Source organism: Streptomyces sp. NPDC085900 (assembly GCF_044540925.1).
Taxonomy (GTDB): domain Bacteria; phylum Actinomycetota; class Actinomycetes; order Streptomycetales; family Streptomycetaceae; genus Streptomyces; species Streptomyces gilvifuscus.
In genome coordinates, this window is sequence record NZ_JBITSP010000017.1 from 68,937 (window position 1) to 89,486 (window position 20,550).

The following is a 20,550-nucleotide window of genomic DNA, read 5'->3' on the forward strand; positions in this document are numbered from 1 at the left end:
GCCGGGGCTGCCGCTCGCGTAGAGGCAGCCCCGGCCGGGTGAACGAGGGGTGTTCGAGAGCTGACGGCGGGTCTATGCGGCTTTGAGGGCAGCTGTGAGCCGGGCCAGGTTGTGCTGCTGGTCTTGCGGGGTGAGCGGGCCGCGGGCAGGCATCGGTCCGTTGACCTCTCGGTCGAGGCGGACGATGCGGGCCTGGCCCACGCTCAGCGGGGTGCCCCGGACCGCTGCGGCTCGCTCGCGGCGGGCCTTCTCACGCGCGGCCAGGACGTCGACCCAGTCCGGTCCGAGCCGGTCGGCGAGCCGCCGACGCAGGTCGGTGCGCTGGCCCGGGGTGGTGGCCGCCCACACACCGACCCGCGTGGCCTCCTTGTTGACGAGCGCCCACTTCAGGCAGTCGGTGGCGAGGGGGCAGCCGGAGCATTCCTTGCGCGCCTGTTCCAGACGCTTGTCGGTGGCCGCACGGTCGGCGGTGCGGTCGCCGTTGGTGAAGTCGAACAGCGTCGGCTGTGCCTGGCAGCTGGTCGGGGTGGGGCTGTGCGGGAAGGGAAAGCGGGGGTCGGTGGCGGCGGCATCGGTGGGACGGCTCATGACGTGGACTCCAAGCACAGGGTGTCGGGGGTGGGGGAGAAGGGCAGTGCAGCGGGAGCAGCCGGGACAGGCAGGCGGGCGGGAGCAGCGCGGCGGGCGAGGGTGCTCATTGGGGCGGCAGGTGGGTGCCGGGGCGGCCCGGGCGGCGGCCGTGGACGGCCGGCACGTAGGCGTCGTGCCGGGTGGCGACGTATCCGCACGGCTCCTGGCCGGTCTTGACCCGGTACATGGCCATGTCCGCGCCCCGCAGCAGTCGGTCGGCGTCGGCTGCGTCGGGCAGGTCGACGGCCCGGGCGGTGCCGATGGACATCGCCGGACGCAGGGTGTGGGTGCCGCAGACGGCGGGTTGCGCCAACTGCTCGCGCAGGCCGCGGATTTCGCGGACGGTGCCGGACGGCGAGAGCAGCACCACGGCGGCGAATTCGTCGCCGCCCAGGCGTGCGGCCAGGCCACCGCGGGCCGTGGCCCACGCGCCGAGCCGGCGGCCGACCGTGGCGATCAGGGCGTCGCCGGCGGCATGCCCGAGGGTGTCGTTGAGGGTCTTCAGGCCGTCGGCGTCGGCGACCAGGACGTGCAGCTGTGCGCGGTGGGTGCGGGCCAGGCGCGTGATGCGCGCGGCGAGGACGTCGCGGCTGGTCAGGCCGGTGAGCGGATCCCTGCGGGCGGTGCGCAATTGGCGGCGTACCCGAATGTCGTCGGCGAGGACCGCGGCCAGGGTGAGCGGTACAGCGGCCACAGCGACGGCCGCGGTGAGCGTGTCGGCAGGTAACGGCAGGCGGGCAGGGGAGGTCATACTGGGGCTCCGTCTCGTCTCGTACGGGATGGGTGAACCCCGGGACGGGCGGCTGGGTTTGAGACGCGCTGTCGTCCGTCCCGGGGGATGTGATTACGCGCTGGTCAGGGTGTCGTCGGTGATGACCACGACCCTGGTGAAGCCCTCGCTCTCCAAGCGGGGAAGGGCCTCGCGCATTGCCTGATGCTGAGCAGTGACGGTGGCCTCGGGCACGCGCCGCGACGGGGGCCTGGCCTTCTGGCGCTCGATGCACACCGGCAGCGGGGTGTCGACGACCACGGCGATAGCGGGCATGCCGTGCCTCCGCGCGGCGTCGAGCAGCACGGCCCGGTCTTTGGCGAAGACGCTGGTGGCGTCCACGACCGTGGTCAGGCCGCGGGCCATCCGGCGGTCCACGATCAGGTGCAGTGCCTCGACGGCGTCGGCAGTCGCGCTCTGGTCGCCGCAGTCGTCAGACATGACGCCGCGCAGCTGATCGAGACTCACAACCCGAGTGGCGGGCCACCTACTGGCGACGGTGGATTTCCCGGCACCGGACGCGCCGATCAGCACAATCAGCACACTCTCCAGTGACGGCAGGTCGAGGCAGACCAGGTCGGTCGCCATAAGGCATCTCCTTGCAGGGACGGCAGCTGAGGGGTGTGCAGCGAAAGGGCACGCGTCACCGACCGCACTGGCGCGGGGCTGTACGGCAGGCCGGTGAAGGCCGCAGGCGGTGAGCGTGCATGCTGGAGGTCTCCTGATCCCGCAGGGTGAGGGAGCGGACGGCCAGCCCTTGCCGATGCGCGGGTCGTCCGGCGGGCCTTGTCCCGCCCGTGAGGGCGGGACAGGGTCCGCACTACATGAGGCCGCGCGCAGGCCCTCTCAGGCCATGGCGCCGATGGCGGCCAGGAGCAGGAGGGCCAGGGCGGCCAGGGACAGGTCGACTGCGTGCTGCAGCTTGCGGTACTTGGTGAGGGCGATCTGCGACAGGACCCGAATGCGGGCGGCACGGGTGTCGCCGTGCATACCTGCGCGGATCTCGTCGTCGTTCAGGCGGGCCCAGTACGGGAACGACGCCCGGTCATTGCCGCCCAGCCGGGGCCGTACGACGAAGAGCAGAAGGGCGGCAGCCGCGGCCAGGGCGAGGACGGCTGCCGCGCCGAAGGCCTTCGTCCCGGCCGGCAGGGTGTGATCGGTGAGGGAGGCGAGGCCGGCGAGGACGGCACCGTTGAAGGCCAGCAGCAAGGATGCCTTGTTGTCGGTGCGGCCGATCTCGGTGGCGAGCGTCGTCAGAGCGGTGTCGAGGTTGGTGTCGACGTCGGCGGTGCGGGGCTCGGGCAGGGGCGCGGTCAACGGGATACTCCTCATCAGGCAGCGAGGTCATGCTCGGGCGGCGCCGGGCTCATGACGGTGTCGGGGCTGGGCTCGAAGCCCTTCTCGCAGGCATCGCAGCGGCCCTGCGTCCGCAACGGGAGGCACGCGTAATAGCGTCGCCGGCAGGCCGGGCATGTTTGCCTCGCTGCCATCGCCCGGTCCAAGGCCATCTCCTGGGCAAGGCTCGGGGTGCGCTTGGGCTTGGCGAGGTCGATCCGGTACAGCCACGCCCACCGCTTCCCGCGGCGGCATTCGATGCGGGCGACGGGCTCCTGCCCGCCGGGCCGCAGCCCCATCTCCCGCAGCTGGCGGCGGGTGGCCAGGCCTGCGGGCGCCTGCTTCCACCGGAAGACGGGGAAGCTGCCGTCGTCGTAGACGTCGACGTCGACCAGTTCGCGGCCGTCGGCTAACTGCTGATCCATCACGTCCTCCAGGCGCCGGGCAGTGGCCGGGGCTGCTGCGGGTAGCGGGGGCCGGGACGCGGCGGGCGGGGCCGGCCGATCCGGCGGCGCGGGCGGGGAATGAGCACGAGCGGGGTCCTCCCTGACGGTGGCGTGCAGCAAAGCGCCCCGCCGACAGGGCGTCGGCGGGGCTGCAGGCGGGCTCGGGTCTGGTGGCTACCGGTTCCTCATCGGGTAGTCGTGACCGGCGGGCGGATAGGCCTGGCCAGGAGCCGGCCACGTGCTGTGGAGCACGACGGTCTCGAAGTCGGTCAGCTCGCCGCCGTTCACGGGGTCACCGGTGCGCGCCTCGTAGGCGTCCTCGACGCCCTGCAGAAGCCTGCGGCTGCGCTCGGCGTCATCGGTGGCGTTCTCGCGTCCACGGAACCAGTTACCCATCGAGCAGTCCTCTCTCAGTTGGCGGTTCAGGGGTGGTGCGTGGGGCCGGACGGCCTGCCCGGTCCTCGCCGTGCCGGAACACGACGCGAGGACCAGACACAACGTCCGGAGCAGGAATGCGTTGAGGGCCCGCACCTTCTCGGTGCGGGCCCTCAACGCGGGTAAGGGGGATGCGTCAGTCAGACGGCAGCGCCTTGCCGGTATCCGCGTCGTACGCGACCCCCGTCGGGGAGAGACGGATAGTGCGGGATTCCGCCCGGCCGCCTTCCTTCCAGGTCTTACCACCGACCGCTACGCGCACAGTGATATCCGCGAGCGGGTCTATGACCGGCAGCTTGAGCTCAGGAGTCTTGGGATACCAGAGCTCCTTGCCTCGGGACGAGGTCGCAGTCTTCCCCGCTCCATCGATGCGCAGGTATTTGACGGTGCGGTCGAAGTACGAGCGGAGTTCTACAACAACGCTGTCCCGGTCGCTGCTCCACTGAGCCACAACGTCCGTGTCGACGCCGTCGATGCGGATCGCCGCACCGGACCGTCCTTTGAACGCTGCTGCCTTCGCTTGGCGGTCCTGGCGGTGCTGCTCGTTGGCGGCGTTCTGCCACACGCATGCGGCGGCGATGGACAGTGTCGCGATCGCGGCAACGTAAGGCCAGGTGCGCCGGGCCGGCCGCCCGGGCTTGTCGTCAGCCGTCGGCGCAGGAATGGGCGGCGGGGGAACGCTGTGCCAGACCGGTGAGGTGCTGTCGTTCTTCTCGAACCATGCGCCGTCGTTGCCCATGCGGGCGACGGTAGCGCGCAGTTGCGCGGCCTGTCCGGGCTCCCCGCGCAGTTCTGCCACCTGGGCCCGGGTCTCCAACCATGCAAGGGATTGGGTGGAGTTGAGACCGTGAATGGTGATGTCCTCGCGCTCAAGGACTGCGGCCAGCTCAGCGGCCTCGCCGAACCGGCCTTCCATCGCGGCCTGCAGGACCCGCTCGTGCCGGGCAAGGTCGAAGCTTGCCGGCCCGCCCTCGAGGACGTTGGGCGGGAGCGTCTCCCAGTCCCATGTCTCTTCGGTAGTCGTGAACGGTGCGTACAGGTCCTGCATCGAGTCCGCGTCCGTGTCGGCGTCTGCCTCGGCGTCGATGTCCTCGATCGGCTCCGTCGGCTGCTCGGTCGCGCCCTGGGTGTCCTGCTCGACGACCGGAGCCTGTTGTGCCATGCGGCGCCGTGCCGAGGTGTCGGTGAGTGCGGCCTCTTCCTTGGTGAGGATCGTCTGGATGACGTCGACGTAGTCGGGTCCCACCTTCCACACGGCCTGTCCGGGATCCAGGATCGGGATTCTCTCGACTGCCCAGGCGGGCAGTCCGAGCAGGGCGCCCACCGAGGCGGCCTCCTCTGGGTTGAGGCGGCCGACGTGGGCGATCTCGCACAGCTTGGCGAGATCACGGGCCTTGCCCTCTCCGAGGTCGGAGAGGGTGTGCATCACGACGTCCAGCGACAACCCGGCCTTGCGGGAGTTCTTCAGCAGGCGCTGGATCAGTTCGCTGGTGGCGGGGGACAACAGGATCTGCCAGGCCTCCTCCAGCACCAGGTGCTTGTGCACGGCCGTGGACTGGCGCAGCCACACGTGCTCTGCCCAGCAGCTGATCGCGGCCATCAGGGACGGGATTGCCGGGGAGTTGCGGTCCAGGCGGGAGAAGTCGAAGGAGATGATGGGCAGGTCAGTCTCCGGCAGGCTGGCGTCCTGGCCGTCGAACAGACCCCTTAGTGAGCCTTCGGTGTAGCGGGAGAGGCCGATCGCGGCGCCCTCGCCCCACTCGGTCAGCTTGGTGGCCGGCCAGCGGCCTTCCTCCGGGCTGATCAGTGCGTCGACCAGGCCGTTGAGCGAGGTCGCCTTGGGGTGGTTCAGGGCGTGCTGCAGGGCGTGCGTGGCCTGGTGGGTGAGCGCACCGGGCTCCACGGCCAGGATCAGCGAGCGGACCAGCTGCTCGCGCACCTCGGGCGGGAACAGGGTGCTGACCGGGTTGAGGGTGAAGGTGCCGGCCTCGATGACCCGACCGCCGACGGATCGTGTCAGCGGTGCCCACTCGCCGCTGTTGTCTTCACCGAAGCTGTCGATGACGACGTACTGGTGGCCGTTTTGGCGGATCTCGCGGTTGGCCCGGGTCTTGGCTGTGGTGCTCTTGCCGGAGCCGAGACCGCCCAGGGCGAGGCTGTTGGTCGATGGCAGCAGGGCGGCGGAAGCCTGGACGGGGGAGAGGTGGAAGGGCCGTCCGTCCAGCAGGGAGCGGCCGATCAGGATGCCGGGGAAGGTCGTGTGGGAGGCGACCAGCGGCGCGGTGATCGCGGCGTGGGTGGTGGGCAGACGGATCACAGGATTGCCCCCTTCTGTGTGGTGGCTCCGTGCGGGGTGGTCATCACGTGCGCGCGATGCTGCTGGCCGGCAAGCCAGTCGAGGCGGATGCGGTGCCGGTCGGCGGTGAGGGAGGCCTGCCAGCGGGCCTCGGTGACGCTTTCGGGGCTGTCGCCGACCACGGTGAGGTAGGCGTCCAGGTCGACGAGGGTGGCGCCCTGTACCAGCTCGCCGTGCATGGTGCCGCTGGCGATGTCGTGCGCATCCTGCTTGACCTTGTCGGCGGTGAAGGCCTCGGATGCGGCCCGCTGCCACTTCGCCGATCGGCGGGACAACCCGGCTGGCAGTGGCCGGTACAGCACCGCGAGGGACCGGTCGGTGCCGGGGCCGAGCAACAGTCGGGGCATGAGGTCACCGTCCGTCTCCTCCGGCCAGGCCGTGATGCGGGCGGTCGCCACATAGCGGCCGTCGTCCAGACCCACCCAGCCCGAGCCGCGCTCGGTCACTGCGGGGAGCTGAGCCGGGACTGCCTCCGTCAGTTCCCCGAGGCCGGCGAACTCGGCTTCCAGGGTGTCGATGACGCGCTCGGGGTAGGCGATCAGACCTTTGGGGACGTGGACGGTGATCGTCTGGGTGTGCTCGGTGTAGGCGTCGGCGGTGGTGTGGTGGGTGACGTGGATCTGGACGCCCACGGTGCGGGCCTGGTCGCCGGCGAAGGTGAGGGCGCGGGCGAATGCGGCGTGGAACGCGGCCCGCCGATGGGCGTCCTGCATGGTGCCGTGCATCGGGTACAGCGCCCACGTCTTCGTCGCGCCCGGGTGAGCGGTGATGGAGTCGGGGACGCTGCGCTCGCGCAGGTGCCGGTAGCCAACCGTCGCCCACCGGACGATGGAGCGAGGCCCGGGGGCGAGGTTGAGGACGGCGGCCGTGGCGCCGACGGCGGCGAACGTCCATACCGGGGGCGGAGTGATCGCGGCCGACATCAGTGCGGCGCTCCCGAGCCCGGCGTTCACCTTGGTCAGCAGGGTTTCGGCGCGGCTGAGGCCGCGCTGCACGGCGGGGATGCGGTATCCGGGCGTCAGGGAGTACACGGGAGACAACCTCCTGAAGATGCGAAATGTGCCCTGGCCCCGGCTCTCCTACGCCCGCCTGACAGCGGGGCAGGGGAGAGCAGGGGCCAGGGCGGCTGTTACGGGGTGGGCGGCTGGCTGGAGGACGGTTGGGCAGCCGGTGTCGGCTGTGCCGGAGCCACCACCGGGGCGGGGGCGCTGGTGCTGCGACGGGCAGGGGGCGCGTCCGGCGACGGGGTGGTGCGGAACCGCTCGCGTACCTCCCGCAGCTGCTGGCGGCGGGCTGCGGTTTCGCTCGCCTCCCGGTGCTCCTTCGCGACGGCCGACTGGGTGGTCAGCCGTCCCGCCCGCTCCTTCGGCGTGATGCCGTAGGCGGCGAACAGCACACCGCGGTCCCGGGACATGGCACGTCCGGGGGTGTCGACGGTGCGCAGAGCGCGCGGCATGTTCTCCTTCTCATAGACGTCGGGTGCGCCGGCCCGCACGACAGCATGGGCGAGCGGGCTGGGAGTCCTGCTCTCCACATACGTCCGGGCGGCGCCGGCCACCTTCGGCCCGAAGTACGGCACCCCGTGGAAGATCATCCGCAGCATGACAGCATCCGAGGCGACCAGCAGGACGCTGTCCACGATCAGCGAGCCCTTGGCGAGCTGGACGAACGGGGAGAGCAGCAGCAGGGCGAACGGTGCGAACATCAGCCCCAGCAGGCGCTGCGCCCACGCCTTGACTGCGGTCGGGTCGCCCCCGCGGGCCAGCGAGGCCAGCACCACAGGGGCCATGCACACGAACGCCAAGATGCCGAGCTGCCGTGTGAGGAACACGAGGAAGGCGAAAGCGAGGGCGACGGCGATCGCGGCCAGTAGCAGCAGCTTCGCCAGCGGGTTGTTTAGGTCCGCTCCGCTGTGCAGGTCTTTGCGGATCGCACCGAACAGTGTTGATTCATCGCTGTCGAACGCGGTCGTGAACGCGGCGCTCACGGCCTTGTTGAGCAGCATCACGGCTCCGGGGACCGATGCCATGCCGGCGACGGCCACCAGGGTCCAGCCGGTCGAGGCGCCCATCTGCTTGAGCCGCGGTGCGCCCTGCCATGCGGTCAGGGCGCACACAACGACGACACAGATGAAGATGGCGACGGCCAGGTGCTGCCCGAGCCACAGGAAAGGCTCATACAGCCCGCTGTCCGATCGCGCCGGCGCCCACGCATCCTTCGGAGCGACAAGGCCAGAGATCTTCTTGATCAGGCTTTCCACCAGGTGCCGGGCGTTGTCGACGGCATTGCCGGTGAGGCCGCCACCTCCTCCGCTGCTCGTGCCGGGAGGTCCGTCGGAGCCCGGGCCACGGGTGCAGTACTCGTAGCCCGGGGTGCCCTTGAGGGCGTCGCAGGGGTCGTGGTCTGCCATGCGGGTCAGCCCTTGGCCTGGGTGACGGTGGAGAACAGGGTGTCGCCGTAGAGGGCGAGGACGACCGCGACGAACAGGGTGCCGACGGCCAGGGTGCCCTTGCGCAGAGCGCCCTTGGGGTCGTGGGACAGCTGCAGCAGCATGCGCAGCGCGATGATCGCGATGACGGCGGCGATGCCCTTGGTGACCAGGCCGCCGCCGGTGAGGCCGATGGTGTCGAAGAAGTCCTTGAAGCCGGTGGACATGTCGACGGGCTTGGCGAGCACGGTGAACTTGGACATGAAGTCAGATCTCCTTGTTGCTGTGGGAGGTGGGGCGGGCGACGGCGATCAGGTCGGTCATGACGTCCATGGGGTCGTAGCGGACCTGGGTGCCGGGACGGGGGGCGTCGATCATGTAGCCGCCGCCGATGTAAAGACCGACGTGGTGAATGCTCGACACGCTGGATCCGTAAAAGACGAGATCCCCGGGCCGGACATCTCCGGGCTTTACGGGCTCTGATGCCGCGTATTGCTGTGCGGCCGTGCGCGGCAGATAAATCCCTGCCTTCGCGTAGGCGTAGAGTGTGAGCCCCGAGCAGTCGAAACCGGTGATGGAAGTCCCGGATTTGCCCTTGGGTGAGCAGCAGGTTCCCGTGCTGGGGCCGCTGGCATTTCCGCCGCCCCATGAGTACGGGGTCCCGATCATTTTGGCTGCCGCACTGAGTGCGATAGCAGCCTGATCGGTGCTCGCTTCTACGGTCTTTCCGCCGGTAGGCCGGTCGGCGAGGGCTCGAATGGATTTGACGTAGTTCTGTGTCTCCTTATACGGGGGGACGCCTCCATATTTTCGGACGGCGCCGCTTCCAGCGTTGTAGGCGGCGAGCATGTTGGACTGCTCGTCGCCGGGAACGTCCTTGACGTCTCCGGCAATGTCGCACAGGTACTTGGCTGCCGAGGGGATCGCGTCTGCGGGGTCCCATACGTCGCGTTTTCCGTCGCCGTTTCCGTCGATCCCACGGGTTTCCCATGTGGACGGCATGAACTGCCCGATTCCCTCGGCGCCAACGCTGGACTTCGCTTTGGGATTGAAGCCGGATTCCTGGGTTAAAAGCGCGGCGAGCAGGTTGGGTGTGACCTCGGGGCAGGTGTTTCCCGCGTCCTGGATCAGGGATTTGTACTGGCTGGGGACGCTCAGGCTGAGTGCCGTGGTGACCGGGTCGTCGCCGGCGGCCTGGACAAGCGCGGCCAGGACGACGGCCGCGGTCGCTCCCGCTCCTGCGGTGACGGCTATTGAGGCGCGCAACGGCCCTTCCCTCCTTTCGGGGCATGATTGATCGTTTTCGCTGGTCAGGTCCGCCACCCGAGTCCGCCAGAGGTCCGCCAGAAGACCGCCACCCGGGCGGGTCCGTCCGCCACCCGGCGGGCCGGGTGGCGGTGAGCTGGCGGTTCGCTGGCGGACCCGGGTGGCGGTCACGAATCGGACGCGGCGGCGGCGATGAGATCCGTGAGCCGGTAGCCGCGCACGCCCTTGGTGGACTTGTCCGAGGCCACACCGAGCAGGGCGCTCAGTTCCCTTCCGGCTTTCGCCTTGTCGGTTTCCGTGATGCCGAGGAAGGGAGCCAGTTCTGACGTCGGGAGGAAGTCGACCTGACGGTTCCGCATGAGGTCGATTGCCCGCGTGAGTGGAGTTTCCGGCGCCTGCTCGACAGCGTGCTGTTGTCGTGCAGCCACGTCATCGACCACTTCCCAGATGAATTCGTCGGGGAAATTGAATCCGCGAATCAGTGTGGAAGTTCCGTTGGCGAATAGAACCGCCTGTCCCTTGATGTCGGGGTTGAGGAGCGGTGGGCTGATCGGGGCGATCGTCTCGAAGTAGGTGTCTCCGAGTGCGACCTTCGCGGTTCCCTCCGACGCCACGTACAGACAGATCCGGTAAACGAACTGGTCGCGCACCATGACCGGAATCGCGTTCGTAGAGGGTCGCTGCGTGAGCATCACCACGGAAATACCGGACTCCAGGCACTTGGAGACCAGGGATCGTGCCTTTTCCGCGATGCGTGCAGCATTGTCTTTTCCGGCGTTCGTACCGTCGTGAGCGAAGAAATCAGCAGCTTCGTCCACGATGAAGAACACGGGCCGGAATTCGGGGTCCGGTTTCCGGTTCCGGACGGCTTCCCGCTTCTTTGCATAGCGGGCATCACCGCGCGCATTCAGCTCGTCGACCATGTCCTCGAAAACGGCCGGATCGTCGGAGGACTCATAGCGCACGGCGACTTTCTCGAACCGGGTGAGCCCGCAGAACTTGCCGTCCAGCAGGTACAGGTCGAAGTCGCCGTAGGCGATGAGTAGACAGGTGATCAGGCCGTTGATCAGGGTGGTCTTGCCCATCTGTGACATGCCTCCGACCAGCAGTGATGCCTTGTCGAAGGTGGGCACCCCGGCCAGCCGACCGATGACGTCGTGCCCCAGCGGCACACCGTCGAAGGCCTCGATCTCCTGCCGGGTCGGCGAGGCGAACGGGCGGCTGTGCGGGGGCTCATCGAGGACCAGGAGCCGGGTGCGGCGTTCGTTGTCCCAGATGCGCTCCATCTTCGTGTGCAGCCGGGTGACGCCGAACATGCCGGCCACGGCGCCGAGCTTCTTTTCGACGTCCTGGTTGGTCTTGCCTTCCGGCACCAGGAAGTCGTAGAAAGTGCCCCGACCCGGAGGCGGGACCGGCTCGATGGAGACCTCGTGGGCGCGGATGATCTCGTCTTTGTCGATGACTTTGGCCTTGCGGAGCGCCGGCGTCATCTGGGGATGTGGCACGGCCGCTTCGGCGGCGGCCTGGTCGCCGCCGATGACGGCGGTGGCCGGGGAGGTTTCCTCGCTCTTCGTCGCGGCCGCTGCGGGCTGCTGGGTGCCTGCCAGCAGGCGCAGGATGCGGGTTCTGGCCTGCCAGGCTGCGTAGCCGAGCAGGACCAGCACACCGGCCGTGAGCACCACCGTGACGGGCCAGGACAAGCCCAGCTTGTCCTTGATCCCGCCCAGGACGGCGAACACGGTCACCAGGACGCCGATCGCTCCGGCGGTCTGCCCGTAGAGATCCTCGCTGACCTGCTGTTTCTTCTTCGACACACCCTTCCTTTCTCTTGATCGCAGGTCGCGGCCAAAGGGCTTGCGCGCCCGCGGTTCGGGGTTTGGTGGTGCTCGCCGGGTCTGCTCGCTGGGTCTGCGGCGTGGGCCGCTCGCCAGGTCACTCGCCGGGTCTGCACCGCTCGACTGCGCTGTGCTTCCGGCAGTCGCAGCAAGGGCCAGCCCGCAACCTGCGGGCTGGCCCTCACTGGTGGTGCCGGACGGGGAGTTCAGGCGTCCGCGTCCTCGGGCTCCTCTTCGTTGTCGCTTTCTTCGGCCTCCTCGTCCTGATCGAGGCCCTCCTTCAAGAGCAGCGCGTTCCAGGCGCGGCGTACGCGCTCCTCGCTGCCGATGAACCCGGCCTTGCGGAAGGCCGCGCCGGCCTTGCGCTGGGACATCGGCGGGTCGTCGCGGTAGCGCAGGTGCCGCAGCACGACGTCCAGCTGTCCGTCGGTCAGCGGCTCGCCGTACTGCGGGACCGGTACGCCTGCGACGGCTGCGAGTTCGGCGAGCGCGACGGCGTCGCGGTCCGCGTCACGCCGGGTGCGACGCTCGCCGTCACGGTCGCTCACGGAATCGTCCTGACCTGCGTGACGACCGCTGGCGTCCGTACCGAAACAGTCACGCCCACCGGGAAGGGCGAGGAAATCCGTGCCGGAGGCGTCGCGGCTGGCCGTGACGGGCAGGGCGGGCGCGGTGGGCGTCCAGGTGTCGAGCTCCGGAAGCCGGATCGCCCCCACGGACGGCGGGAGCGGCTTGTCGGTGACGGTCTTGTTGGTGGAGACGGCCTGCTGGTGCAGCTGCTCGGTCATGGTCTGCTGCGTCTTGAGCTGCGCCTTGCGGTAGGCGGTCTCCGCCTTGGCGACCTGCTTCTCCAGGCCGGTCGCGGTGCGCAGCAGCTCGATCCGGTGTGCGGCCTCGGCTTCCATCACCTCCAGGCGGTCGGCGACCTCCTGGCGCTTGGCGTCGATCGTCTGCCGGGTGGCGGCCGATGTGCGGCGCCCAAGCGACGGCAGGGCGATCCACCAGGCCCCCTTGGTCGCGACGATCGCGACCGGGGTGAGGACCACGGCCAGGTCGAAGCCGCCGGTCAGGATGAGGTCGACGGTGGGGATGGCCGCGTTGACGACGGTGAGGGCCAGGCCGGCCACCTGAACCCGCGCAGTGCGGCGGTGGTTGTTGCCCGCGAGGATCTCGGTCGCCTGGAAGACGACCCACAGGGCGTCCAGGGCGCCGACAGTGGGCGCGGACCAGCCGTGGAAGCGGGGGGCGAGGATCTGGTAGCTGACGTACACCGACAGAACGGCGACGCCCAACGTGACGGCACCGAGGACGGTGAGCACCAGGCCGCGCGAGGACGGCCGCCACTTCTTGATCGCGTTCATGGCGTTCATGCGTGTTCTCCCTTCTTTCAGGTGGTGGCCGTACCGGACAGGCGGCCGACCTTGGTGACGTGGGTGTCTTGCTGCTCGATCAGGCGGCGTGCCTGCTCGGTGAGCGGCACGTCGCTCGACCAGGAGCTGAAGTAGCTGCTGCTGTAGCTGTCGGCCGAGGCGATGTGCCAGTGGGCGGCCTCGGGGAAGCCGGCGCGGGTGAGGGCCTCGGTGTGGCCGAGGTCGGCGTACAGGTGCTTTTCGTGGACGCGGGCGATCTCGGCGGCGCGGTCGTCGAACCGGGCGGCCGCGGTGCGGGTGCGGTCCTGGGCGTCGACCAGGCGGGAGATGGCCGCCGGCCACTCGCGGGCGGCCTCGGGGGTGCGCAGGTAGGCGTAGGCCGACTCCAGCGCCTTCGCCTCCCGCTCATAGGTCTTCCAGCGGTCGGGAGTGTCGGCGACAGCCTGCTTGAGGTCCGCGACATAGGAGGCGTCCCGCCACTCGCGGCACGCCTCCTGGAGCAGCTCGGACATGACCTGGTCGGCCATCTGCCGGATCCGGAACTCCCGCGGGTCGTCCTTTCCGACGACCCGCAGCGCGGGGTCGTCGTAGTACGAGGACGGCATGGCCGGGCACTTCTCACGGCCGGTGAACGCAGCGAGCTGGAAGCGCAGGCCGAAGCCGGACGGGCTGGGCTCCACCTTGAGCAGGTAGGCCGGCAGATGCGGCGCCAGACGGGCGAAGGCCTCACGCACTTCGTCCGCGGGCACCGTGACCGTGCGTCCGAGGGCGTGATCGACGGGCATGTCCGGGGCTCCTTGACGAGGTAATGCGGCGGTGTCGAGCACCGCAGGAGACGGTGCGTCGGGCGCCTTGCGCCAGAGGCCGGACTCGTCCAGCGGGGCCTTGAGCGCGATGGTGCGGGGCACGAAAACCTCCAGGTAAATCAGGCGGGCGCGCGGCTGCGCGGCTCCCCTGGACACCGCCCGGACCAGCCACCGCCGAGGGGCGGGGCTGGGCCGGACGGGTCAGGCAACCGACAGAGGTGGCGATGCCGGGCTGGGCGGGGTGGCCCGGGGTGGTGGGTCAGGTCGCGCTGGTGAGATGCCAGCGCGGGGTGATGACCTGGCCGTCGGGCAGCAGGTCGCCGGTGTCGTCGAAGACCAGGACGCCGTTGCACAGCAGCGACCAGCCCTGCTCGGGATGGGCCGCCACGATCCGGGCGGCTTCCGCGTCCGGGCTGGCTGCGGTCGGACAGGCCGGGGTGTGCCGGCACAGCGAGCGCGGCTGGCGGCCGGTCGGGGTGCTGCTGGCGGGCGAGGTCAGGGTGCGCATCAAAACCTCCACGGGGATAGGTGGCGCGGGGCTGCGCGGCTCCCCTGGACGCCGCCCGGACCAGCCGCCGTCGAGAGGCGGGGCGGGCCGGGCGGGTCAGGCAGCCGACAGAGGTGGCGATGTCGGGCTGGGGAAGCGTCAGCGCCCGTTCGGGCGCTGACGGTTGAGGTAGGCGTCCTGCAGACGCGTGAAGGACTCGAACAGCCGCTGCCCGGTCGGGCAGCGGCTGGTGTCCGTGCAGTCGGTACAGGCGGCCCGGTGTGAGCGGTACGCGGCGTGGGCGAGCTGGTAGCGGTCGTAGAGGTCTTCCGCGGTCACTTGGGGCGTTCCCCGGACCTCTTGTTGGCCTCGGCGACCTTGCGGGAGAGCTCCGCGCGTTCTGCATCCGTGAGACGGGTGATCATGCGATCGCCTCCTCGACGGTGCGGCGGGCGCCAGCCTCGCGGACCAGGAAATCCGAGGTGGTCCACACGCTGCCGATCGCGTGCGGCTCACCGTCGTGCCGGGTGATGTCCTTGACGATCAGAGCCCAATGGGCGCTGCGTCGCCGGAGCAAGGCACGTGCTGCCTCCGGGTCGCGGACGACGACCAGGACCTCGAAGACGCCAGCGGTGTTGCGGTAGATCGCGCCCACCTCGCGTGGGCCGATCTGCCGGTCCACGACCCGGCGCAGGACCTCGGTCATCGTCGGATCGGCCCCGGCAGCGTGCTGTTGGGGGTGGGGGCGGCCGCTGTCCGGGGACGGGTCGCGTCCGTCCCGTTCGTGCGGGGTGGGCCGCATCGGCAGCGGGGGCCTGTCGTCCAGAACGGGGGAGAGTGTCATGATGCTGGGCATGCAGGTCGGTCCTTTCACCGGGTGACCTGCGACAAGAACCCCCAGGGGCGCAATCCCTGGGGGTTCGTCGCTTCCATGGCCCTGCCCGGATCGGCAGGGAGTGCGTCCTGCGCACTCCGCCGCCCACCGACCCCGGTGTGCGGGAACGGTGGGCGGCGGGCAGCGCAGGCTGCGGGGGTTCATTACGGTCGACGAGGTTGTGGCTGCTCGTACGAAGCGGGTCAACTGGCGGGGCGAGCGGAAACCTTGGGACGCAGCGTCGTCAGCGGGACCGGGCGGCTCACCAAGGGGGCGTCCCCAGCGGGCACCTGAGCGCGCCGCTCATCGGTCCGCGACACCGTCTTCTTACGGTCGATCCGGCGCCACTGCTGAGCCCGCGGGATGGCCGGCGCGGTCGCAGCTCGCAGTGCCAGCTCGTGCTGCTCCTGCTCCAGCCGCACCGCAGCGTCGGTGTGCCCCATCCGGATCTCCAGCTCCCGGCCCACCGGGCACCGCATCCGGCCAGTGCGGCACACCTGGCACTCACTGCGGTGGTCATCAACAGCGGTACGCGCCTTCGATTGCGCAGCCAGCAGTCGTGCACTGGGACCGGGCAGGGAAGCCAGGCGAAGCACAGGGACCGGTGCGGTGGTTCGTGGCTTGCGGTTCACCCGGGCGCTGCGCCGTCCGGTCGCCGTGGCGTCGGCCTCGGCCACAGCGCGAGCCCACTCGCGTACGTCAATGTCGACGGTGACCTGGCGGTTGCTGCCAGCCGTGCAGCGGCGAGGCTCAGCCGTCTTGGCGCGGCCGGCATGGTGCGGCACAAGCTTCGGCGTGCCTAGCACGCCGGTGATCGGAACCCAGGTAGAGCAGTCGGGGCAGACTAGGCATTCCTTGCCCGGGGTCAAGTCGAGCTCTACGACAGGGAGACCGGAAGCGAGGACCGGGCGGCGGGAGTTGACGTTCTTGGTGCGGGTCTTACGGCGACGTACGCGGGCCTTCGACGTGGCAGCCGTGGGAGTCGTCATAGAGGCTCCTAGAGATCGGAGGGACGAAGCGGGTCACGATGCTCTCTCCGCCTGCCAGGCACACGGGGTCGTCCCCGACGTCCTGGCGGACAGACAACGCATCTGCGCTGGGCGACGTGAAGTGCAGGAGCCGCCACACCAGCCAGGTGGCTGGCCCGGGGGATTTGGTGGAGCTATCAACCCCGGCCCTCCCCATCAGGGGAAGTGGCTTCCTAAGGTCTTGCTGGCAGAGGGCCAATACTTTCCGGCTCCCTCATCCGACGCCGTCTGGGACGGTTCCGGGTGGAGGAGTCGGGTCTCATAACCCGTCGAGCGGATCAGGGCCTATGGCCCCAGCGAGGCGCCATGTGTGAAACCATAAGGGCATAAGCCTTAAGGTCGCAAGCCTTAAGGTCACTCCATGCTGGATGAAGTGGTTGGGCACTAAGGTTGCGGCAGGTCAGGACGGACCGGGGAGGCATAACGTGAGCAGCGATGACGCCTGGGTGGGTGATGCTCAGCCGTATCTCACGCCTCGCCAGGCGGGGGAGCGTGACGCCTGGAGCGAAGAGGCTGCAGCGCGCGGCCGCCGCGGGAGCCAACGCCTGCTCGCCGTTGAGGAGGTCGTCGACCCTCCAGACTTCGTGCGCGAGTTCCTCGACCTCGGACCCACCGACAGGCCCTTCGTCCGGCGGCGGCTGATTCTGCTCGATGGTGAGCCCGTTGAGATGGCGGACTCCTACTACCCGGCACACATCGCGCGCGGCACCCGACTTGCAGAGCGCAGGAAGATCCCTGGCGGAGCGGTCACACTGCTGGCTGAGCTGGGTTTCACCCTCGAAGACGAGCCTCTCGAAGACGTTTTCGCGGCGACGGCCAGCCCTGATCAGTGCGCAGCTTTGGGTCTGCCTCCAAGCACACCCGTGTTGGTCCTGACCCGATTCACCGCATCCACCAACGGAGAGCCCCTGGAGGTCAGCGTCATGACGATGACCCGGCACCTCCAGTACCGACAAAGGAAGCAGGCCGGCTGAATGGCTAGATCGTTCGAGGACAGGCGATCGGCCCATCAGAAGATCGCTGCGACTTTGCGCAGGCAGATCACTCGTGGCGACCTTGTCCCAGGAGCAAAACTGCCGTCGACCCCGGCGCTGATGGAGATGTACGGCGTCGCGGGCACCACGGTGCAGAAAGCCCTGCTCATGCTGAAGGACGAAGACCTGCTGATTGGCCACCCTGGCAAGGGCGTCTTCGTCAAAGGCAGCACACAGCAAGCCGTATCGCCCGCTGTATACCTGCCGCCGGCAGAAGCGGGCGAGCCCTATCGCTGGATCACCGAAGCTGCGAAACGATCGCAGCGCGGATCGACGAAGATCCTCGAAGTGGGCCCTGTCCCGCCGCCGCGGGAGGTTGCCCTGGCTCTTGGACTGGAAGAAGGAGAGCGCGCGCTCCTCCGTAAGCAGATCCTGTTGCTCGATGACGACCCGACCGAGCTCACATGCTCGTACTACCCGCTCGACCTTGCGGAAGGCACGGCCATGATGGACCACCGGAAGATCCGAGGGGGCACCCCAACTCTGTTGAATGAGCTGGGATTCCCGCCCCGGACTTTCGTGGACGAGGTCTCCTCCGAGATCCCTACAGAGGAAGAGGTCGTTGCCCTCGAACTCCCGAAGGACATGCCGGTCATGCTCACCTTCAGGATCGTGTACTCCGATGGTGATCGACCGATCGAGGCGTCCCTGCTGACAAAGGCGGCACATAAGTACCGGATGCGGTACCGACTCACCGTCACCTGACGGCGTTCCAGTCGATGCCTCGCGCTCTGTATAAGGCAGCGTTACCGGCTCCTCCTTAAGCGAGTAAGCCTTAAGGGGGTACGCTGCTCTCGTTCGAAGCGTCGCTCTGATGTCGCATCGCCTGGTCATGTGCCGCGCCCCCGTCTGACGACTCACTGTGGTGTGGTGTGGGGGCCATCACACCTGGCAGTGGCCCTGAGGAACATCACGAAGGGCTCGTCACTTCGGTGCACGAGTTCCTCAACACGTTTTCAACGACTAGGTACACATCGGTTTTCGGGGCTCGCGCCTAGGCTCCGAATCATGGTGAAGACGGAGGACCACGGGGTGGGCAAGCGCGCTGGATGGCGCCCGGACAGGCTCAGGGAGCACCGGGAGGCTCACGGGCTGACGCTTGAGGAAGCGGGCGAACAGCTGCGGCTCGTGGCAGAGCAGGCCGGCCTGAAGGGCGTGCCTGCCGCGAATCCCCAGACTCTGAGCCAGCACGAGACGGGCGAGAGCTACCCCGGTCCCTCGTACCGTCGGGCCTATTGCTTGCTGTATCGGGCAACAGAGCCGTCACTCGGGTTCCGTCCAGCGCTCCCAGGCGAAGAGACCAAATTCGAGGTCAGCCCGCTTCCTGAGCAGCGCAATGGACTTCACGTCATCGCCGTCGAGCGGGCACTGACCCGGATCGGGAACGGGGACGGTTTCGACAGTTACAGCTGGCAACAGCGGGTGATGGAAGCGTGGAAGCGCCGTCGCACCGGCGGTGACCCGCATCGGCCTTGCGTCGTACTGGTAGGCGGATACGCAGGCTCGGGAAAGACCGAATTCGCCCGCTTTCTGACACATTTGACGGGCTGGCCGCTGGTGGACAAGGACCCGCTGACTCGGCCTTTGGTGGAACCGCTGCTCACTGCCCTGGGATCGCAGCCGCATGACCGGCATACGAACCTGTACCGCTCCAAGGTTCGGCCGGCTGAGTACGCCGCACTGATGCAGGCCGTGTACTCCCATGTCTCATGCGGCATCTCTGCCGTAGTGACCGCGCCTTTCATCGCGGAACTCACGGATAAGCAGTGGATGGAGCGGCTGATCAACCGGTGCGCCTCATACGGCGTGGAGGTCGCGCCGATCTGGGTTCAGTGCGATGTGGAGTCGATGCACGAGTACATCTCGCACCGCGGCGCAGCTCGGGACGCGTGGAAGCTGGAGCGGTGGGAGGAGTATGTGGCCACCGTTGACGTGGACTTGCGTCCTGTCGTGCCTCATCTGGTGGTCGACAACCGCATGGGCGCCGCAATCTCGCTGGCGGATCAGGCACGCCAGGCGATCGGGGCGGTGGTGGGATGACACAGGGCGTGATCCTTTACGGCCCGCCGGCGGCAGGCAAGGACACCGTCACCCGAGCACTGACCCAGATGAACCCGCGCTATACGCCGTTCGCACGCCTCAAGGTCGGCTCAGGCAAGAGCGCCGGCTACCGGATGGGCACTGCCGAGCAGCTGTTGGAACTGGAGGCCGCGGGCGACGTCGTCTACGCCAACGCCCGATACGGCAACGTGTACGTCATCGACCGCCCCGGCCTGGACACGGCGTTCGCGACCGGAGTCCCGGTCGTGCACCTTGGGCAGGTCGACGGCATTCAGGCACTTATCGGCGGCTTCCCGGCCAGCTGGGCTGCGGTTCTGCTGTGGTGCTCGCGGGAAGAAACCGCGCGACGGTCTGAGAACCGGGGTGATGCGGACACCGCGGCGCGCCTGGAGGCGTGGGACGCGACCCGTGAGGACCTGGACACCCACGCAGCCATGGCCTGGGGTCTCACGGTGGACACCACGACGGCGTCGCCGCAGGAGTCCGCCCGGCGCATTGACCAGCTGCTGATGCGGCGGGCGGAGGCGGCTACGGCATGAGCGCGGGTCACGGTTGGACGAGGCGGTCCAGGGCGTCGTTGAGCGTGAGTTTGCTGTCGTCCTTGACGTCGTCCCAGCGTGCCAGCGTGGTCGCAGCCGCGCGCAGCATCTGCGGTGGGAGGCCAGCGGCCTCGAGCATGTCGGCTGCCTCTTCCAGCTCCGGACCCCACCGCCAGGCTCGGGCCGCGGTCTTCGCGATGTACTCGGGCTCGGACAGGTACGAGGCGGTGCGCCGGGAGGCGACGTCGATGAGCTCCTGGTCGACGCCGTGCTCGCGGGCCAATCCGGTGGCGAGCGCCACCAGGACGCGGGATGTCTTCTGGTACGCCGCGTACGCGAGCTTGAGCGCGGATGCCTGCCCGACGTCGGTACCCAGCACTTTGGTCCGGACGCGGGTGCCCGCGAAGAGCGCTTCGAGCCGAGCGGTGGCAGCGGGGGAACCGGACAGATACAGCGTGGGCGTCTTACCGCGGACGGGCGGGGATCCGACCACGCCCGCGTCGACGACGGTGGCCTCCGGCCCGAGCTCCTCGGAGATGCGTGTCGCGCGTTCAGGGTTGATGGCGTTGGCCTCCACGTACACGCCGGCGAAGCCGGCCCGGGCGACGTCGTGGGCTAGGTCTTCGGCGGCGACTGGTGGACAGAGGCTAATGACGATGTCGCTGCGGTCCAGCAGGTCCGGCAGCGTGGCCACCGATGTCAGGCCGGCCTTCATCGCACGCTCGGCAGAGGCGGAACTTCGTCCTGCCGCGCACCACAGCACTGCGGCCGCGTTCGTCGCGGCGCAGGCGGCGACGGCGGCGCCCATGCTGCCGGGGTGGAGGATGCCGACGGTGGGCTGGTCCACGGTG

General features: G+C 69.0%; 23 protein-coding genes. 4 read left to right on the plus strand and 19 right to left on the minus strand.

What is annotated here, in order from left to right; translation table 11 throughout:
• Positions 1 to 72 precede the first annotated feature (72 nt).
• The 18 genes from ACIGDI_RS39725 to ACIGDI_RS39810 all read right to left on the minus strand — a co-directional run bounded on the left by ACIGDI_RS39725 (position 73) and on the right by ACIGDI_RS39810 (position 16,026).
• The gene (locus tag ACIGDI_RS39725) at positions 73 to 588 is read right to left on the minus strand and encodes a WhiB family transcriptional regulator (protein WP_399907224.1); all 516 of its coding nucleotides are present in this window, start codon (positions 586 to 588) and stop codon (positions 73 to 75) included.
• Positions 589 to 694: 106 nt separating this feature from the next.
• The gene (locus ACIGDI_RS39730) at positions 695 to 1,381 is read right to left on the minus strand and encodes a GGDEF domain-containing protein (protein ID WP_399907226.1); all 687 of its coding nucleotides are present in this window, start codon (positions 1,379 to 1,381) and stop codon (positions 695 to 697) included.
• A gap of 93 nt (positions 1,382 to 1,474) precedes the next feature.
• Positions 1,475 to 1,987 carry an AAA family ATPase gene (locus tag ACIGDI_RS39735; protein ID WP_399907229.1) on the minus strand — a complete coding sequence of 171 codons (513 nt, stop codon included), beginning with the start codon at positions 1,985 to 1,987 and terminating at the stop codon, positions 1,475 to 1,477.
• Between the two features lie 258 nt (positions 1,988 to 2,245).
• Complete coding sequence (locus ACIGDI_RS39740; protein ID WP_399907231.1) at positions 2,246 to 2,716, minus strand: Pycsar system effector family protein; 471 nt, start codon at positions 2,714 to 2,716, stop codon at positions 2,246 to 2,248.
• A gap of 14 nt (positions 2,717 to 2,730) precedes the next feature.
• The gene (locus ACIGDI_RS39745) at positions 2,731 to 3,159 is read right to left on the minus strand and encodes an RRQRL motif-containing zinc-binding protein (protein ID WP_399907233.1); all 429 of its coding nucleotides are present in this window, start codon (positions 3,157 to 3,159) and stop codon (positions 2,731 to 2,733) included.
• 195 nt (positions 3,160 to 3,354) lie between these two features.
• Entirely contained in the window at positions 3,355 to 3,576 is a 222-nt protein-coding gene (locus ACIGDI_RS39750) for a hypothetical protein (protein WP_399907234.1), read from the minus strand.
• Positions 3,577 to 3,751: 175 nt separating this feature from the next.
• Complete coding sequence (locus ACIGDI_RS39755; protein ID WP_399907236.1) at positions 3,752 to 5,932, minus strand: hypothetical protein; 2,181 nt, start codon at positions 5,930 to 5,932, stop codon at positions 3,752 to 3,754.
• Positions 5,929 to 7,002, minus strand: coding sequence for a hypothetical protein (locus ACIGDI_RS39760; RefSeq protein ID WP_399907238.1), 1,074 nt, complete (start codon positions 7,000 to 7,002; stop codon positions 5,929 to 5,931). Before ACIGDI_RS39760 ends, ACIGDI_RS39755 begins: the two co-directional genes overlap by 4 nt.
• Before the next feature lie 98 nt (positions 7,003 to 7,100).
• The gene (locus tag ACIGDI_RS39765) at positions 7,101 to 8,381 is read right to left on the minus strand and encodes a hypothetical protein (RefSeq protein ID WP_399907240.1); all 1,281 of its coding nucleotides are present in this window, start codon (positions 8,379 to 8,381) and stop codon (positions 7,101 to 7,103) included.
• A gap of 5 nt (positions 8,382 to 8,386) precedes the next feature.
• Complete coding sequence (locus tag ACIGDI_RS39770; RefSeq protein WP_399907242.1) at positions 8,387 to 8,662, minus strand: hypothetical protein; 276 nt, start codon at positions 8,660 to 8,662, stop codon at positions 8,387 to 8,389.
• A gap of 4 nt (positions 8,663 to 8,666) precedes the next feature.
• A complete protein-coding gene (locus ACIGDI_RS39775; RefSeq protein WP_399907386.1) occupies positions 8,667 to 9,713 on the minus strand; it encodes an NlpC/P60 family protein in 1,047 nt (348 codons plus the stop codon).
• Positions 9,714 to 9,832: 119 nt separating this feature from the next.
• Positions 9,833 to 11,479 (minus strand): hypothetical protein, encoded by a 1,647-nt coding sequence (locus ACIGDI_RS39780; protein ID WP_399907244.1) that lies wholly within the window; start codon positions 11,477 to 11,479, stop codon positions 9,833 to 9,835.
• Between the two features lie 227 nt (positions 11,480 to 11,706).
• Positions 11,707 to 12,870: a hypothetical protein gene (locus ACIGDI_RS39785; protein ID WP_399907246.1), complete on the minus strand. Its 1,164-nt coding sequence runs from the start codon at positions 12,868 to 12,870 to the stop codon at positions 11,707 to 11,709.
• Between the two features lie 17 nt (positions 12,871 to 12,887).
• On the minus strand, positions 12,888 to 13,778 hold the full coding sequence (locus tag ACIGDI_RS39790; protein WP_399907248.1) for a hypothetical protein: 891 nt from the start codon (positions 13,776 to 13,778) through the stop codon (positions 12,888 to 12,890).
• 157 nt (positions 13,779 to 13,935) lie between these two features.
• Positions 13,936 to 14,127, minus strand: coding sequence for a DUF5999 family protein (locus tag ACIGDI_RS39795; RefSeq protein WP_399907388.1), 192 nt, complete (start codon positions 14,125 to 14,127; stop codon positions 13,936 to 13,938).
• 195 nt (positions 14,128 to 14,322) lie between these two features.
• Entirely contained in the window at positions 14,323 to 14,502 is a 180-nt protein-coding gene (locus ACIGDI_RS39800) for a hypothetical protein (RefSeq protein ID WP_399907250.1), read from the minus strand.
• A gap of 82 nt (positions 14,503 to 14,584) precedes the next feature.
• A complete protein-coding gene (locus tag ACIGDI_RS39805) occupies positions 14,585 to 15,019 on the minus strand; it encodes a hypothetical protein (RefSeq protein WP_399907251.1) in 435 nt (144 codons plus the stop codon).
• A gap of 221 nt (positions 15,020 to 15,240) precedes the next feature.
• Positions 15,241 to 16,026: a hypothetical protein gene (locus ACIGDI_RS39810; RefSeq protein WP_399907253.1), complete on the minus strand. Its 786-nt coding sequence runs from the start codon at positions 16,024 to 16,026 to the stop codon at positions 15,241 to 15,243.
• Positions 16,027 to 16,490: 464 nt separating this feature from the next.
• Between ACIGDI_RS39810 and ACIGDI_RS39815 the strand changes: the two genes are divergently transcribed.
• The 4 genes from ACIGDI_RS39815 (at position 16,491) to ACIGDI_RS39830 (ending at position 19,699) form a co-directional block, all read left to right on the plus strand.
• Positions 16,491 to 17,039 (plus strand): UTRA domain-containing protein, encoded by a 549-nt coding sequence (locus ACIGDI_RS39815; RefSeq protein ID WP_399907255.1) that lies wholly within the window; start codon positions 16,491 to 16,493, stop codon positions 17,037 to 17,039.
• Positions 17,040 to 17,804: a GntR family transcriptional regulator gene (locus tag ACIGDI_RS39820; protein WP_399907257.1), complete on the plus strand. Its 765-nt coding sequence runs from the start codon at positions 17,040 to 17,042 to the stop codon at positions 17,802 to 17,804. It begins immediately after the preceding gene.
• A gap of 303 nt (positions 17,805 to 18,107) precedes the next feature.
• Positions 18,108 to 19,139: an AAA family ATPase gene (locus ACIGDI_RS39825; RefSeq protein ID WP_399907259.1), complete on the plus strand. Its 1,032-nt coding sequence runs from the start codon at positions 18,108 to 18,110 to the stop codon at positions 19,137 to 19,139.
• Complete coding sequence (locus ACIGDI_RS39830) at positions 19,136 to 19,699, plus strand: guanylate kinase (RefSeq protein WP_399907261.1); 564 nt, start codon at positions 19,136 to 19,138, stop codon at positions 19,697 to 19,699. Before ACIGDI_RS39825 ends, ACIGDI_RS39830 begins: the two co-directional genes overlap by 4 nt.
• 7 nt (positions 19,700 to 19,706) lie before the next feature.
• On the opposite strand, the gene ACIGDI_RS39835 is transcribed toward ACIGDI_RS39830, so the two are convergent.
• Positions 19,707 to 20,546 carry a DUF1932 domain-containing protein gene (locus tag ACIGDI_RS39835; protein ID WP_399907263.1) on the minus strand — a complete coding sequence of 280 codons (840 nt, stop codon included), beginning with the start codon at positions 20,544 to 20,546 and terminating at the stop codon, positions 19,707 to 19,709.
• Positions 20,547 to 20,550: the final 4 nt, after the last annotated feature.